The organism is Pseudomonas extremaustralis, from assembly GCF_900102035.1.
Lineage (GTDB): Bacteria > Pseudomonadota > Gammaproteobacteria > Pseudomonadales > Pseudomonadaceae > Aquipseudomonas > Aquipseudomonas extremaustralis.
Map to the genome: position 1 here is coordinate 1,498,676 of NZ_LT629689.1, position 14,779 is coordinate 1,513,454.

Sequence of the window (14,779 nt, forward strand, 5' to 3'; positions counted from 1 at the left end):
GGTCAGCCTGCTTTTTTCAGCAGGTCGAGGGCGACATCGACAATCATGTCTTCCTGGCCGCCGACCATTTGCCGGCGGCCCAGTTCGACGAGAATGTCCAACGTCTTGAGTCCGTAATGCTCGGCAGCGACTTCGGCATGGCGCAAGAAGCTTGAGTACACACCGGCATAGCCTAGGGCCAGGGTTTCCCGATCGACCCGCACGGGACGGGTTTGCAACGGGCGCACGATGTCATCGGCGGCATCCATCAGCGTGTACAGATCGGTGCCATGGTTCCAGCCCAGACGCTCGGCCGCCGCGATAAATACTTCCAGTGGTGCATTGCCCGCACCGGCCCCCATGCCGGCCAGGCTGGCATCGATCCGGTCGCAACCTTCCTCCACGGCGACGATGGAGTTGGCCACCCCTAGACTCAGGTTGTGGTGCGCGTGAATACCGGTTTGCGTGGTCGGTTCGAGCACGTCCTTGAGGGCTCGGAAGCGCTCACGAATATCCTGCATGTTCATCGCTCCGCCAGAATCGACGACGTAGATACAAGTCGCGCCATACCGCTCCATCTTCTTCGCCTGCTGGGCGAACGCAGCCGGTTCGATCATATGACTCATCATCAGGAAGCCCACCGTGTCCATGCCCAGGCCGCGGGCATGTTCGATGTGTTGCTGAGAGATATCGGCCTCTGTGCAATGGGTCGCTACGCGAACGATGCTGGCCCCTGCCTTGTGTGCGTTGTCGAGATCGTGAGTAGTGCCAATGCCGGGTAACAGCAACGTTGCGATCTTGGCGTGGCTGATAACATCCGCCACTGCCTCGATCCATTCAATATCGCTATGGGCGCCAAAGCCGTAGTTGAAACTGGAGCCCTGCAGACCGTCGCCGTGAGCGACTTCAATGCTGTCGACTCGGGCCTTGTCCAGTTCGCGAGCGATGTCCTGCACATTCTTTATCGAGTACTGATGGCGCACGGCGTGGCTGCCATCGCGCAAGGTCACGTCGGAGATATAGAGTTTTTTGTTCATTGGGGGTCCCATTGAGCATCTGAATAAATGATCAGGTCATCACAGTCAGGAAGCGTTCGTTGAGTACGCGGCTGTGATAGAAAATCGCCTTGCCCAAGTGTTTTTCATCCCAGGTGATGGGCTTCTGATCCGGGTAGTGGAAGTCTCCGCCGGCAAATACTTCGTTTCGGTTGCCCGAGGGGTCGAAGAAGTAAATGGTCTGGCCATGAGTGATACCGTGGCGGGTTGGGCCAAAGTCCAGCGAGGTGTCGCTCATGGAGATCAAGTCTCCCGCGCGCAACAGGCCTTCCCAGGTGTCGATCAGGAACGAGGCATGGTGGAATCCGCCGATGTTCCCGTCCTCGATGAATGCGACGTCATGGGCCTTGGTCGACAGTGAGAGGAAGTTGGCCACGGCATGCCCCTCTTCGTTGACGACCTGTTCGGCAAGGTGAAAACCCAGGACGTCGATAAACAGTTCACGGGTCAGGTGCAGGTCGCCGCCGTGCAGTTGGCAATGGTCGAAGCGCATGGCGCGCATGCCTTTGAGCCCGCGAGGCCAGGCTTCCGGATTCTTCTCGGCAATACCCCAGCGGCCGGTGTATTCCTTCTCTGCATACAGCTCGAACCAGTGCCCGGAGGGGCCGAAGAAACGCACGCGGCGTCCGCAAAAATCCAGCTCGCCGGCAGGGATATGTTCGACCTGGCAGCCGTAGGCCAGCAGGTCTTGGGTCAACTGCACCAGCGACTGATCGTCGATGACCTTGTAACCCATGAAATCCATGCCCGGTTTATCCGCTTCAACCAGCACCACTGAAAAGCGTTCCACCTCTGTCCAGCCCTTGAGGTAAACCCTGCCTTGGCTGTCACGGTGGGTCAGAATCAACCCCACCAGTTCAACGTAATGTTTGACTGAGGCTTCCATGTCCAGCACACGGATTTGCACGTGGCCAGGACGCAATATGCCTTTTTTCATGATTTCACCTGTCTGTTGTATTTGTTTTTTCGGCTGCCCGAAGGGGCGCCTATATAGGTTCTTTCAATCGCTCGATTTCCAGATCGCTCTGGGGGATAACGCGGCACGCCAATACGAAGCCTTGCTCCTGTTCTCCGTCAGCAATATGTTGGCGGCTCATTCGCCCGCATTTGTAGTCCCCTGACAGGATTCGCACCTTGCAAACTCCGCAGCCGCCACCGCGACAGCCCACAGCAATGGCACGGCAACCTGCCAATTCCATGGCGCGCAACAGTGGGGCTCCGTCCAGCACCTGGAACACCTCGCCGCTTACGCGTTCGCGGATGCAGTGTGTTCGCGCGCCCATCAGTCCAGGTTGCCAGGCAATGCCGTGGTTGCCGCCAACCGTTCGGCACAGGCCAGTGCTGCCGAGGTCATGATGTCCAGATTGCCTGCATAGGCGGGCAGGTAATGCGCTGCACCTTCCACTTCGAGAAACACCGAGACCTTCAATCCGCGTGTCAGGCCCAGGCCAGGCACATTGACCGGCGTGTCGATCTGCTCGAACTGTACCGCCTGCTTGAGCCTATAACCCGGCACATATGCATGTACTCGGGCCACCATTGCTTCGACACTGGCGGTTATCGCTTCGCGGTCGGCGGGGTCACACAGTACAAACACGCTGTCGCGCATGATGGGTGGAGGCTCCGCCGGGTTGAGGATGATGATTGCCTTGCCACGTGTTGCACCGCCCAGCACTTCAATGGCTTTGGCTGTGGTTTCGGTGAACTCATCGATATTGGCCCGTGTGCCCGGGCCTGCCGAATGGCTGGAGATCGAAGCTACGATTTCGGCGTAATGCACCTGGGTCACCTGGGAGATGGCCTTGACTATCGGTATGGTCGCCTGGCCACCGCAGGTCACCATATTGATGTTGGTGGCCTCCAGTTCGTCATCCAGATTGATTGCCGGTATCACGTAAGGACCGATGGCCGCGGGTGTGAGGTCAATTACTCGAATGCCGTGTGCCTGCAATACGGTGTTGTGGTGCGCATGGGCCTGTGCGGACGTAGCATCGAACACGATGCCAATATCTTTGAATTCGGGTAGCTGTAGCAAACCCTCGACGCCGTCGGCGGTAATGGCGACGCCCATGCGTTTGGCGCGAGCCAGGCCATCCGAAGCGGGGTCGATACCGACCATTGCACCCATGGCGATGTGTTCGCCGTGGCGCAATACCTTGATCATCAGGTCGGTGCCGATGTTTCCCGAGCCGATGATTGCAACTTTGCAACGAGCTGTTGTCGTCTTCATGTGAACCCCAGACACTTATTGTTTTGGTCTTGCGTACAGCACTGGCTAGCGACCGCGTTGCTTGGCGGTCTGACCGGCAATACCGAAGTCGGTATTGGGCACTTCGTTGATGATCACGCGCACCGATTCGATCGGTGCGTCCAGGGCCTCAACTGCAGCGCGTGTCAGTGCTTCGATCAGGCGCGCTTTCTGTGCTTCGCTGCGACCCTGGATCAGGTGGACTTGCATGATGGGCATAGCATTACTCCAGACGAGTTAGACGAAACGCATTGAGACGGAGCCCAAATGCTGATAGCGCACAGTGATGTTGTCTCCGGCCTGGACTGCGATCGCTTCTGTGGCGCCGCCGGTCAAAATCAGGGTGCCTGCGGGGATTTCACGTCCTTGGGCGCCCAGCATGTTGGCGAGCATTGCGACGCTTTGCGCGGGGTTACCCAGCACGGCGGCGGCGGAGGCAAGGGCTACGATCTCGCCGTTTTTCTCCATCACCACGCCGAGGTTTTTCAGGTCCAGTCCCTGCACGTTGCGATGGCGGCCTCCCAGTACGTAGCGTGCAGACGAGGTGTTGTCGGCGATCACGCTTTTCAGATCGAAGCGGAAGTTCTCGTAGCGAGAGTCGATGACTTCGACGGCAGGCAGAATGAAATCGGTCGCTGCCAAGACGCTGCCGACGTTGCAACCTGGGCCACGCAGGGGCTTGCGAGTGACAAAGGCAATTTCGGCTTCGACCTTGGGGTGAATCAGCCCGGCAGTTTCGATAACACCGCCGTCGGCAACCGAGCCGTAGTCAGTGATAAAACCGTGGATCGGGTCGATAACGCCCATCTGGCGCATCTTGGCGTGTGAAGTCAGGCCCATTTTCAAGCCGGCAATCCGCACGCCCCGGCCGATTTTAAGGGCACGAATTGCGTCCTGAATCGCGTAGGCGTCTTCCCAATCCATTTCGGGATAGTCGTCCGTAATTTTATGGACGGCTCGGTTTTGCATTTCCGCTGCGTCCAGGTGCACCGCCAGTTGCTCGATAACGTCTTGTGTCAGGTTCATCAGGCATTTCCCTTCAAATAAAACGTACGCCGGCCGAGCCGATGCCGCCGATGCTCATACGCAGATTGTCACCGGCTTTCATGGCAACCATGGCGCCCAGCGAACCGGACAAAATCACTTCGCCGGGTTTAAGGGTCATATCCAGTTTGCCCAGCGTATTGGCCAGCCAAGCTACGGCATTCGCAGGGTGGCCCAGCGCCGCAGCACCAGCGCCCGTCGAAACGATCTCGCCGTTGAGCTCAAGGGTCATGCCCACCAATGAGAGGTCAAGTTCACGCGGGTCGACGGCGCAATCGCCAAGGATAAACAGGCTTGAAGAGGCGTTATCCGCCACGGTGTCTTGAATCTGGATCTTCCAGTCACGGATACGTGAGTCGACGATCTCGAAGCAAGGCATTACGTATTCAGTGGCCCGCAATACATCTGCAACGGTAACCCCCGGGCCGGCCAACTCGTGTTTGAGGATGAACGCAATTTCGCCCTCTGCCTTAGGTGCGATCAACTCATTGATCGCGATAGCCGCTCCGTCTTCGCGCAGCATTGCGCTGGTCAGGTGGCCGAAATCCGGCTGATCGACTTTTAGCAAGTCCATGACGACCTGGCTGGTCACGCCGATTTTTTTGCCAATGACGCGCTCGCCGTCGATTTCGACGCGATGCGCCAACACACGCATTTGAATGGCGTAAGCATCTTGCAAAGTCAGGCTAGGGACCCGTTCGGTGAGCGGGGCGATGGGTTGGCTATCCTTGAGCGCGCGATAAAGCTCATCACTTAACTGCTCGATAAACATGGGCTGCATAAGAAGGCCTTTTATTGGTTTAGTCCTGGTCCTGATGCGCAAGACCTTTAGGCAGCTCATGGTGTAAAAGTTAGACGATGCCGTCCAATGCCATATAATTACTAACCGATGCCGATCAGGCATCGTTGACGAGCCCTCAGGTACCCCCATGGAAATCAGGCAGCTGCGTTACTTCATTGCCGTTGCGGAAGAGTTGAACTTCAATCGCGCCGCTGAGCGATTGCATATCACTCAACCCGCGTTGAGTCGACAGATCCAACAGCTTGAAGAAGCTATCCCAGCAGTGCTGCTGGAAAGGAACTCTAAGCGGGTGACGCTCACCGACGCTGGCAAGTCGTTCTATGAGCACGGGATCAGGATTCTGGAGCAGTTGCAGCATGCGGCGGATGAGTCGCGCATGTTGTCAGTGGGCCAGAGGGGGAATCTGAGTGTGGGGATATTCGGTTCGGCGATCCTGGATTTGATCCCCCAAGTCCTGCACCGGTTTTCTACGATTTATCCCAATGTGAATGTCTCGCTGCACCCCATGGACAAAGATGCCCAGATCCAGGCATTGCGCGAACGCCGCCTCACCATCGGTTTCAATCGATTGGTCCCGGCAGAGCCGGATATCGAACAGGAACGGGTACGAACGGAACCCCTGATCATCGCGATTCCGGCCACGCATCCGCTGGCAAAACGAAAGGAGGTTGAATTAGGGGATGTGCTGGACGAGCCTTTGATCCTGTACCCGCGAGGTGTTCGGGGCAGCTTGATGGTTCAGGTACGCAAGTTGTATTCCGAGTATGGAGCGGTGCCCGTGGTTGCCCAGGAAGTCACAGACGTGACCACCAGTATCGCGTTGGTGGCCGCCGGGGGAGGGTTGAGCATTGTACCTAACGCGGCGAAAAACTTGCGTTTGCCTGGCGTGGTGTATAGGCCGCTGAAATGTCGGGGAGACTCCTCGATCGAATTGATTTGCTTGTATCGCAAAGGTGACAAATCACCCGTTCTGCAGGCTTTTCTGCAGACGATACGGGAGTTTATTGGTGAGACAGATAGCCAGGTCTGATCTACAATGAAGTTGTGCTGTTCAGAGATAACGTCTTTGAGCTACTGTCGCCGAAAGCCATGGATCGCCGCACCTGTCCCGATCCAAGGCTTTTATTCAATGGTATCAAGCGGTTCGTGAGACATTGTATTTGCAGGCCAACTTCAAAACGGCATTGTCAGTTTCAGCCAATATGCATCGCCTTCCGCACGATTTTTTACGTTGGACTCCTGTTGCCATTTCGCCGTTATAAACCAACCTTTGCGGTTGGTATATTTGATCGATGGACCAATGGCGAGCGCATGGCCCTTATTATTTTCGACACGCTCACCGTTCTGCCGATCATCCGTTGTTTGTTGATAGATATAGCCACCCACACCCACTACCCAACTATTGCCAAGCCCCCAACCTATAGAATAGTCGACGTGAAACTCCTGACCTGATGTGTAATCGGTAGCGTGATTTTTCAGATTGAAGTCATACATGATTTTCGCATCGGCATTCAAACCCTCGGGATCGATATACGATAATGCCAAGACGGGTTGGATATCCCAGTAGTTGCGACCGATATTGGCGATGTCGTGGCGATCGTATTCACCCGTCGGCGCCATAACATCGAGGGCTACGATGGCTTGTAGCTTATCGCTCATATGATAGCCAAGCGCCGTCCCGAACGTCATATCGCCCAACCCTTGCTTGCTTTGCGACTGGCCATTGACGTCTACCTTGAGGTCAACCAATGGCATGATGGTATGAAATGCCAGGGAACCACCCAGTATCTGCTGATCACTCACCCATATGAAACGCGGATCAATAGAGCTGGCCCGCACTCGAAAGTCGACCGGAAGTTTTGCCCCATCGTTACCGCGTAAAGAGTCCGCGTCGTAATGGCTAGCGTAAACAATGGCGTAGAATCCTGGCGGAGGCATGGCTCCACTCATGTAGTTTTCAACACCCATTGGATAGCTGGAGCCGCCACTCTCAGTGGCCTGCGCATTGCCAGAAAGTCCCGCGGCAAGCACGCCAAGACTTACACAGAGCAACCCTCCAAGAATGTTGATCCACGCTGTTGTTTTAGATGTTTTCATATTGTTTTTATTAGTGGGCATAGAAATTTCCGTTATGTCATAAAGAATCGCAGAGTAATGTTTTACGGGGTCTCTGTGGTGCAAGCAGATAAAGGAACGGTTTGCTATTGCTGACTTTGCGACTTCAATTTAGAGATGCCACCGACACCGTAATGCTGTTTGCACATATCGGTAATGATGATCCTCACTGAATCCCGAGGCGCATCAATAGCTCGGTGACAAGCCTCTGTGACTTCATGGATCAGCCGCTCTTTCTGCTCATCGGTGCGGCCTTCTAAAAGATTGATAGTGATAATGGGCATGGGATTTTCCTGTGTAAGTCCCGACGCGTTGATTGAGTGGCACCGATCCTTTGTGATAAATCAGCGCATCGCGGCAGTAGTGATTGTTTTTTGAGCTACGGACGAGCCCTGAAACCTTGCCCCGACTCAGGTAAGGTTTCTTTTCGCAGTCTCTGTAGGAACGAGACGATCAGGTGGTTTTGAGAACCGCTGCGGTACGCACCGGCGCTGTCTCCTTTATCGCAAGCGTGATCAAAAGCCCCGTAGCCATGGCACCGATTGCCAATATTAAGGTGTATTGGATGCCATGGTTATGCGCGACGTAGCCCGCTAGGCTGGGCGCAATGCCGCCTCCAAAAATCTCGCCAATGCCAACAACGAAACCAGAAGCGGTCGACATCAGCCTGGCGGGCACGGACTCGGTGGTGGAGGGGCCTACGGTCAGGCAAATGAGTCCGAAGTCGAAGAAGACTGTGAAAAACAGGGCCGCGAACAAGCGAGTGGTATCGGCACCGATGTTAATCAGTAGATAGAGCGAGGCAACGCCACCGATGACCGACAGAATCATGACCGGCTTGCGACCGATGCGATCGGAAAGACATGGCAGGAGGATGGTTCCCGCAGCGCCCCCGAACCCGATGGCGGAGAGGACAAAGCCCATTTGTTCAAGGCTCAGCCCCATGTAGTCCAACAAGTAGTTGGGAAGAAATGCGCCGAGCACCACGAGGACTGTCAGCCAGCACATCATGCCCAAAATATTAAGCGAAACATTGCGACTGGTGAAAATGTCGGTCCAGCGGTGGCTGGTTGCATCATGGGTCATTGTGTGTTCGGCGGCCTCGGTGGAGTCGGTGTTTCGTAACACCTTGTGCAGCAGGAGACCGACGATCAGCCCTGGAACCATCACCATGACAAAGACCCAATGCCACGCGACGACGTGCAACAACTGAGTCACCAGAATCGGCGCCAGCGCGAGGCCAAAGAGCGGCATTGCCGCCTGCTGGATACCCAGGTTCAAGCCATGACGGCTCGGTTTTGAAACATCCAACGTCGCCACAATACTTGCCGGGGTGAAGGCGCCTTCCGCAGCGCCGATCACGGCGCGAATCAACATCAGACTGAGCAAGCCATTGGCCAGTCCGCTGAAACCGGCCAGCAGGGAGAATAGGATGACAGCCGGCACGATGATCGCGCGATGGCCGAACCGATCAGACAACTTACCCGTAAAAAGTGACGAAATGCCCCACGTTACGGAGAGGACTCCTGTGATCAGGCCGAGGTCCTGATAATTCAGATTCAGGTCCTTCATGATGACCGGGAATAGCGGCATGATCATGAAACGATCAATGCTCACAAGCCCGAAACCGAGCGCCAACAGGGTGACTGCTTTCCACTCATAAGAAGCATCTGCACGATAGCTGCATGGGTTTTTCATAGTGTGTTCCGTTATTGTTCTTGTAATTAGGAGTGTGCCGGCGCAACGAGTCGCCGTACTCAACCGGCACGGAGGTTTCCAGGCGAAGAAAAACAGGTTCCGGCAGTCAGCCTGGCACCAGGACAAAGTCGAATTCGGCTTTCCACTGAGTGGCGCCACTTTTGTTGTGTTCAAACGTCTGGAGCAGTGAGGCTTTCACACCGAACACCGTGTCGGAGGTCAAGTACTCATCGCCGACGGCGAACGTGTGCGTCACGACGCGCTGGTAACCCAGGGCAGTTAGCATGAAATGCATATGCGCCGGCCTCCAGGGATGGCGTCCGAGCAGGGCCAGCATCTGACCCACCGGCCCATCGTCCGGAATAGGGTAGGACACCGGTTTGATGCCGCGGAAGCTGTAGCATCCATCGGCGCCGGTGACAAATCGACCACGATTGTTCCACTTGGGCTGCAGGTCCGGTTGCTGCACGTCGTAGTATCCATCAATGTTGTCCGACCAGACGTCCAGCATGGCCCCTTCTATGGCGTTGCCTTGCAAGTCCAGGACTCGCCCTTCATACAGGCAGCTTTCTCCCTTTTCATCCAAGGAGATGGTTTCCCCCATTTCACGAATCGGCGCTCCGTCAACGTGGAAAGGTCCGAAAACGGTATTTTCAGTGGCGCCTTGAGGTCGTCGGGCATTTATGGCGTCCACCAGCATGGAGACGCCCAGGGTGTCGCTGAGCAGGATGAATTCCTGGCGATGCTCAGAGCAGATTTGCCCCGTTCTGGTCAGGAAGTCGATCGCCGTTTCCCACTCGGGTTCTGTGAGTTCGACGTCCTTGATAAAACCATGGAGGTGCTCTATCAACGAAGCCATGATAGTGCGCAGGCGCGGGTTGACGGTGTCTCCCATGCGTGCGTTAACGGCCTTCGCCGAGCCTTCTTCGGTAAAGTATTCGATCATGTTGTCCACCTGGATTATGTTTGTGATCCTGATTGGCGGGTGCAGGGCGTCCGCTTACGATCGCCCGCTTCTGGTCATTCCGGTCGCAGGCCGGACCAGGCCCGTTGCAGGAGTGCGCGAATGGCGTCGCGTTCAACCGGTCGCGGATTCCAGTAGGGGTTCTTGACTGCCAAGTCTGCGGCATGGTCGAGGTCACGTTCATTCAGACCCAGGTCCTTCAACGCCAGCGGAGCGCCCAGCGCTGCAGCGAAGTCGTAGAGTCCGCTTCCCAACTGCCCACCGAACAGTTTTGTCACGGGACGCAAGGCATCAGCCGCGGCGACTTGGTTGTACGCGGCCGTATGCGGGAGCATGACGGCGTGGGTTTCTGCATGGGGCAAGTTAAAACTGCCACCCAGGGTGTGACATAGTTTGTGATGCAGGGCCATGCCGACAGTGCCCAGCACGGTACCGCATAGCCATGAGCCATAAAGGGCCGTACTGCGTGAGGCGATAGATTCTGGTTGCCTGACTACGCCCGGCAAGGCCTCCTTCAACGCCCGAATGCCTTCCACCGCCATCAGTGAGGTGATGGGATTGCTATTGCGGGCATAGAGCGCTTCGACTGCATGAGCCATGGCATTGAGGGCGCTGGTAACACTCATGGAGACGGGTAGCCCCAGCGTCAGCTCCGGGTCGTAGATCACCACTTCGGGCAAGATTGACGCAGCGCTCACGGTGGTTTTTTCGCCGTTTTCCGTCTGTCCGAGAATCGGTGTGACTTCAGAGCCCGCGTAGGTGGTCGGCACCACTACCTGCGGTGCGTCGTTGCGATAGGCAATCGCCTTGCCCAAGCCAATGGTGGAGCCGCCACCGATGGCGACGACGCAGTCCGCGCCGAGCTCAACATAGGTTCTCAACGCCTCTTCGGTGACCTCAATGGGTGTGTGCATCGTCGCGTGAGCAAATACGCCGGCGCCCAGCCCACCGAGAGCATCATTGAGTCGTTCTGCGTCCTTCTGCTGGGCAGGCGTCGAAAGCACCAAAGCGCGGCGGAGGCCCAGGGTTTTGAGTTCTTCAGCCACTCGTTGGGAGCTGCCTGCACCGAAAATGATCCGTGCCGGATTGTTGATGTAGATGAAATCGGTCATCAGAAAATACTCCTGGGTCTGTCGGTCAGGCGGATGTGGCAATGACTGCGCACGGAGTGGCCTGGTCGGCTGTCGTTAGATGAAGCTGCTCCAGCAGTTCATCCAACTGGCGTTGCAGGGCGTCGGCCGAGCGCGCGCTGGCCGCGACATAAAAGTCAGGGCGAATTACCAGGTAGCGTGCATTGATGTTTTCAAGCCAGGCCGCATAGGTGCCGTCAACGTCTTCCACGTCACAGGGGCTACCTACCGCGCCCAAGTTGATGAACTGCGCGCTCAACCGCTCCAGGGCGTCCAGTTGATGCGCTTTGAGCGCCTGACGGGGCGACTCCCCGAAACCGATGACCAGCCAGCCACGGCCGACGATGTCATCGAAGCGGCCACGCTGGTCACCTTTGCAGACGATGCCCTGGACCGACAGCTCACCGGCATGACCCGCGTCACGGCACCAGGCACCCGGCCCCAGGGTGGCCTTGTCGGTGGCGACCGGAACGCGACCGGAAGTTTGCAGCTCTGCCTGCATGCGCACGTCACGCGCTGCCGCTTCGGCGGGATCGGTGATACAGATGATGCGCCCCAGATCCATGGAGAACTCGATGTAGTGTTTGGCGTGTTCGCGACGCTCGGAGGTATAACTGTCGAGTACTTTATCGGTCATCTTGCCGGTGAGGATGGCATCCAGGCGCCAGTTCAGGGCCACGGCATCTCGCAAGCCTGCGCACATGCCTTCCCCGGCAAAGGGAGGCATCAAATGCGCAGCGTCACCCGCGATCAGCCCGCGACCATTACGCCAGGATTGGGCATAGCACGCCTGGAAGCGGTACACAGCACTGCGCTCGATAGTGGCCACCTGCGGTGTCATCCCCCAAGGGGCCATCAGTTTCCAGGCACTTTCAGGAGACGCCAATTCTTCGGCTGATTCGCCGGGAAGGGCCATGAATTCCCACCGTTTGCGACCGGGGCCGCCAGGCACGATGGTCGTAGGTCGCTTCGGATCGCATAGCTGCCAATGCACAGGATCGATTGCGAACTCCTGATGCGGGATCATGTCGAGGATCAACCAGTCATAGAAGAAGCCGCAATCGACAAAGGCGAGGTCCAGTTCTTTGCGCACAAAGCTGTTTGCGCCATCGGCGCCAACAACATACTTGGCACGAATTCGAGTGGGCACCCCAGAATCTTCGCTCTGGCCACCCAGGCAAATGCCGTCCCTATCCTGGCTGAGCGTGTTGGCTTCCCAGCCACGGATCAACTGAATACTCGGAATGGTGGCGGCTATATCCAGCAGGCGTTTTTCGAGGTCCGGTTGATAGAACCAGTAACGAACCCGCCAGCCCGATGCCGAGGTGCTTTTCCAGTCGACGATCTGCAGGTCTTCACCCTTGGCGTTGCGCCAATAGTAAAAATCGTCGTGGTAGTCGATGGCTGAGTCATTGTCGGAGTCAATGCCGAGGCTAGCGAGGATCCTGGCAATCTCATGGTCGAATGTCACGGCGCGGGGGCGTTCATAGCGCTCTTTCCAGCGCTCTAAGAGTGTGACTCGGTGTCCTTTCTGCCCTAGCAGGATTGCCAACAGGGTACCTACTGGACCGGCTCCGACGATGGCGACATCGACGTCGGAATGATCAGTTGTATTGTTGTGATCCACGGGCAGGCTTAGCACATTCATTGTTATCGCTCTCCTGACACCGGACGGCTACGTCCGGCACCACTATCTTATTGTTGGAAGTTCGCCTTGCAGGGGAGAGGTATCCTCCGATGCATGACGACTACGATAGGAAGAGCAAGCGGTGTGCCAAGTCAGATAAGAAGCTAATTATTTATATAAAACAATAAGTTGACGTTTTTTATTGGTGATAATTTTTGGATGTATTGCTAGGAATTAACATAATTGTTATAAGTTATGTAAATAACAACAAAAATGTTACGTCATAATGAGTGCCAAATGTTCCCAAAGGATTTGATTCGGCAGCTACGACTGGAGCCGGAAAAGGGCAAAATCTGGCTCGGCAACCAACGTGCCTTCCTGATGCAGTTGCCGGCTTTCGCCGCGTTTCGGCGTGAGCTAATCGCTGAAATAGGCATAGCCCACTCACGTCGACTCCTGGCGCGAATGGGTTACGCCGCTGGCTCAAACGATGCCGAGCTCGCGCGAAGCCTTCGGGGCGACGAAAGTGATCACGCTTTCATGGCCGGACCATTACTCCATGCGATGGAAGGGGTGACACGCGTAGAGACGTTGCGCATGGAAGTCGACGTTGAGTCTGGCCACCACTATGTCGAACAGATCTGGCACGACTCCATCGAGGCCAGCGCCCACTTGGCCCATCTGCCGATTTCCGCCGAGCCTGTCTGCTGGATGCAGATCGGCCACGCCTCCGGTTTTACTAGCGCGTTCTTTGGTCGAACGGTGCTGTTTCGCGAGGTCGAGTGCCGTGGAATGGGACATGCGCAATGCCGCATCATCGGTAAGCCTATCGAGGAGTGGGGCCCCGATGCCGACCAGTTGGAACTGTTCGGTTCCACCGATTACATCAATGCCTCACTGAACGACCCGATACTCGATGACGCCCTGGTAGTCTCAGATCTGATTGGGGCTGCCCCCAGTTTTCTCGCCACCTGCCGGCGGATCGAGAAGATCGCGGCACGGAACGTGACCGTACTTTTCCAGGGGGAGACCGGTGTTGGTAAGGAGCGCTTTGCCCGACTGCTGCATCAGCTCAGCCATAGGGCAGACAAACCCTTCGTGGCCGTCAATTGTGCTGCACTGCCGGAGACGCTGATCGAGTCGGAGCTGTTCGGGGTTGAAAAGGGCGCCTTCACTGGCGCTACGCGTACCAGGGCCGGACGTTTCGAGCAGGCCAATGGCGGAACACTGTTCCTCGACGAAATCGGCACCCTGACCTCCGTGGCGCAGGAAAAGCTTCTACGGGTGTTGCAGGAGCGTGAGGTGGATCGGTTGGGTGGCGATGCACCCTATCCGGTAGATATTCGGGTCATCGCCGCAACCAATGCGGATTTGGAAGAGGACGTCCGACAGGGCCGCTTCCGTAAGGATCTGTACTATCGCATCAACGTAGTGCCTATTCACATACCGGCACTGCGCGAACGACCTACAGACATTCCGTTGCTCATCCGTTATTTCGTCAAGCGTTTTTCCACCTTGCATCAACGCTCGATCAAGGGGCTTTCGCGGGCGGCTGTGCGGGCGCTGTTGGATTACAACTACCCGGGCAATGTGCGAGAGTTGGAGAACATCATCGAGCGTGGAGTTGTGCTGGCCGATGAAAATGAGCCCATCGGGCTGAGTGACCTGTTTCTCTCTTCGGTTCGGGAGCCGGAAGCGTCAAAAAACTTCATTATCCCTCAACAACGCCAGCAAATCATTGAACGTTGGCTGGATGAACATCCCCTAGAAGAGCTCATTAATACGTCAGTCAGTCGTGCAGTTGCTCGGGTCCACGGCAACATTTCGAAGGCTGCGCGGCTTCTTGGTATTACTCGCCGACAGCTGGAGCATCGTCTGAAAAAGGGGCCTGCACGGATTTCTGGGGATGAGCGAGTCGAGAGTTAGGCAAATGGGTAAATTGATAGTCGCGGATCGGCTCGCACAGGCGGACGACGTTGGCGCCGCTTTAGCAACTGTGCCTTCGAAAGACTTCATTGGAGGACGGGACAGCACATTGAAAATTTCGGTGGTGTCCAGCTAGATGCGAAGAGGCTAGGAGAGTTCTGCAGGGCTCGTTCTCGCCCGCGCTGCTGGTC

15 protein-coding genes are annotated in these 14,779 nt (G+C 56.4%); 2 read left to right on the forward strand and 13 right to left on the reverse strand.

Annotated elements, in window-relative coordinates; genetic code table 11:
- Positions 1-2: 2 nt before the first annotated feature.
- Genes dmpG through BLR63_RS07230 form a run of 7 tightly spaced genes read right to left on the reverse strand, consistent with a single transcriptional unit; the run spans position 3 to position 5,107 of the window.
- Positions 3-1,016 carry a 4-hydroxy-2-oxovalerate aldolase gene (gene dmpG, locus BLR63_RS07200; RefSeq protein WP_010562999.1) on the reverse strand — a complete coding sequence of 338 codons (1,014 nt, stop codon included), beginning with the start codon at positions 1,014-1,016 and terminating at the stop codon, positions 3-5.
- 31 nt (positions 1,017-1,047) lie between these two features.
- A complete protein-coding gene (locus tag BLR63_RS07205) occupies positions 1,048-1,971 on the reverse strand; it encodes a catechol 2,3-dioxygenase (RefSeq protein WP_010562998.1) in 924 nt (307 codons plus the stop codon).
- A gap of 49 nt (positions 1,972-2,020) precedes the next feature.
- The gene (locus BLR63_RS07210; protein WP_010562997.1) at positions 2,021-2,317 is read right to left on the reverse strand and encodes a 2Fe-2S iron-sulfur cluster-binding protein; all 297 of its coding nucleotides are present in this window, start codon (positions 2,315-2,317) and stop codon (positions 2,021-2,023) included.
- Positions 2,317-3,264 (reverse strand): acetaldehyde dehydrogenase (acetylating), encoded by a 948-nt coding sequence (locus BLR63_RS07215; protein ID WP_010562996.1) that lies wholly within the window; start codon positions 3,262-3,264, stop codon positions 2,317-2,319. Before BLR63_RS07215 ends, BLR63_RS07210 begins: the two co-directional genes overlap by 1 nt.
- Positions 3,265-3,309: 45 nt before the next feature.
- Complete coding sequence (locus tag BLR63_RS07220; RefSeq protein ID WP_010562995.1) at positions 3,310-3,501, reverse strand: tautomerase family protein; 192 nt, start codon at positions 3,499-3,501, stop codon at positions 3,310-3,312.
- 18 nt (positions 3,502-3,519) lie between these two features.
- Positions 3,520-4,308, reverse strand: coding sequence for a 2-oxo-3-hexenedioate decarboxylase (gene dmpH / locus BLR63_RS07225; protein ID WP_010562994.1), 789 nt, complete (start codon positions 4,306-4,308; stop codon positions 3,520-3,522).
- A gap of 13 nt (positions 4,309-4,321) precedes the next feature.
- Complete coding sequence (locus BLR63_RS07230; protein ID WP_010562993.1) at positions 4,322-5,107, reverse strand: fumarylacetoacetate hydrolase family protein; 786 nt, start codon at positions 5,105-5,107, stop codon at positions 4,322-4,324.
- A gap of 148 nt (positions 5,108-5,255) precedes the next feature.
- Here BLR63_RS07230 and BLR63_RS07235 point away from each other — a divergent pair, with 148 nt between their 5' ends.
- The gene (locus tag BLR63_RS07235; RefSeq protein ID WP_010562992.1) at positions 5,256-6,158 is read left to right on the forward strand and encodes a LysR substrate-binding domain-containing protein; all 903 of its coding nucleotides are present in this window, start codon (positions 5,256-5,258) and stop codon (positions 6,156-6,158) included.
- Between the two features lie 143 nt (positions 6,159-6,301).
- Here BLR63_RS07235 and BLR63_RS07240 read toward each other — a convergent pair whose 3' ends face one another.
- The 6 genes from BLR63_RS07240 to mhpA form a co-directional block, all read right to left on the reverse strand.
- A complete protein-coding gene (locus BLR63_RS07240) occupies positions 6,302-7,246 on the reverse strand; it encodes a SphA family protein (RefSeq protein ID WP_231998143.1) in 945 nt (314 codons plus the stop codon).
- Between the two features lie 83 nt (positions 7,247-7,329).
- A complete protein-coding gene (locus BLR63_RS07245) occupies positions 7,330-7,527 on the reverse strand; it encodes a 2-hydroxymuconate tautomerase (RefSeq protein WP_010562990.1) in 198 nt (65 codons plus the stop codon).
- A 169-nt stretch (positions 7,528-7,696) separates the two neighbouring features.
- Entirely contained in the window at positions 7,697-8,941 is a 1,245-nt protein-coding gene (locus BLR63_RS07250; protein ID WP_010562989.1) for an MFS transporter, read from the reverse strand.
- Between the two features lie 106 nt (positions 8,942-9,047).
- Positions 9,048-9,887 (reverse strand): dioxygenase family protein, encoded by an 840-nt coding sequence (locus BLR63_RS07255; protein ID WP_010562988.1) that lies wholly within the window; start codon positions 9,885-9,887, stop codon positions 9,048-9,050.
- 74 nt (positions 9,888-9,961) lie between these two features.
- The gene (locus tag BLR63_RS07260; protein ID WP_010562987.1) at positions 9,962-11,017 is read right to left on the reverse strand and encodes a maleylacetate reductase; all 1,056 of its coding nucleotides are present in this window, start codon (positions 11,015-11,017) and stop codon (positions 9,962-9,964) included.
- Between the two features lie 25 nt (positions 11,018-11,042).
- A complete protein-coding gene (gene mhpA, locus BLR63_RS07265; RefSeq protein ID WP_010562986.1) occupies positions 11,043-12,683 on the reverse strand; it encodes a bifunctional 3-(3-hydroxy-phenyl)propionate/3-hydroxycinnamic acid hydroxylase MhpA in 1,641 nt (546 codons plus the stop codon).
- A 276-nt stretch (positions 12,684-12,959) separates the two neighbouring features.
- Between mhpA and BLR63_RS07270 the strand changes: the two genes are divergently transcribed.
- Positions 12,960-14,588, forward strand: a complete 1,629-nt coding sequence (locus tag BLR63_RS07270) for a sigma-54-dependent Fis family transcriptional regulator (protein ID WP_010562985.1) — start codon at positions 12,960-12,962, stop codon at positions 14,586-14,588.
- Positions 14,589-14,779 lie beyond the last annotated feature (191 nt).

Coding starts and splice junctions, on each gene's coding strand:
- BLR63_RS07255 (WP_010562988.1), bottom strand. CDS start 9,887: ATGATCGAATACTTTACCGAAGAAGGCTCGGCGAAGGCCGTTAACGCA.
- dmpG (WP_010562999.1), bottom strand. CDS start 1,016: ATGAACAAAAAACTCTATATCTCCGACGTGACCTTGCGCGATGGCAGC.
- BLR63_RS07235 (WP_010562992.1), top strand. CDS start 5,256: ATGGAAATCAGGCAGCTGCGTTACTTCATTGCCGTTGCGGAAGAGTTG.
- BLR63_RS07260 (WP_010562987.1), bottom strand. CDS start 11,017: ATGACCGATTTCATCTACATCAACAATCCGGCACGGATCATTTTCGGT.
- BLR63_RS07240 (WP_231998143.1), bottom strand. CDS start 7,246: ATGCCCACTAATAAAAACAATATGAAAACATCTAAAACAACAGCGTGG.
- BLR63_RS07270 (WP_010562985.1), top strand. CDS start 12,960: ATGTTCCCAAAGGATTTGATTCGGCAGCTACGACTGGAGCCGGAAAAG.
- BLR63_RS07210 (WP_010562997.1), bottom strand. CDS start 2,317: ATGGGCGCGCGAACACACTGCATCCGCGAACGCGTAAGCGGCGAGGTG.
- BLR63_RS07230 (WP_010562993.1), bottom strand. CDS start 5,107: ATGCAGCCCATGTTTATCGAGCAGTTAAGTGATGAGCTTTATCGCGCG.
- BLR63_RS07220 (WP_010562995.1), bottom strand. CDS start 3,501: ATGCCCATCATGCAAGTCCACCTGATCCAGGGTCGCAGCGAAGCACAG.
- BLR63_RS07215 (WP_010562996.1), bottom strand. CDS start 3,264: ATGAAGACGACAACAGCTCGTTGCAAAGTTGCAATCATCGGCTCGGGA.
- mhpA (WP_010562986.1), bottom strand. CDS start 12,683: ATGAATGTGCTAAGCCTGCCCGTGGATCACAACAATACAACTGATCAT.
- BLR63_RS07245 (WP_010562990.1), bottom strand. CDS start 7,527: ATGCCCATTATCACTATCAATCTTTTAGAAGGCCGCACCGATGAGCAG.
- BLR63_RS07205 (WP_010562998.1), bottom strand. CDS start 1,971: ATGAAAAAAGGCATATTGCGTCCTGGCCACGTGCAAATCCGTGTGCTG.
- dmpH (WP_010562994.1), bottom strand. CDS start 4,308: ATGAACCTGACACAAGACGTTATCGAGCAACTGGCGGTGCACCTGGAC.
- BLR63_RS07250 (WP_010562989.1), bottom strand. CDS start 8,941: ATGAAAAACCCATGCAGCTATCGTGCAGATGCTTCTTATGAGTGGAAA.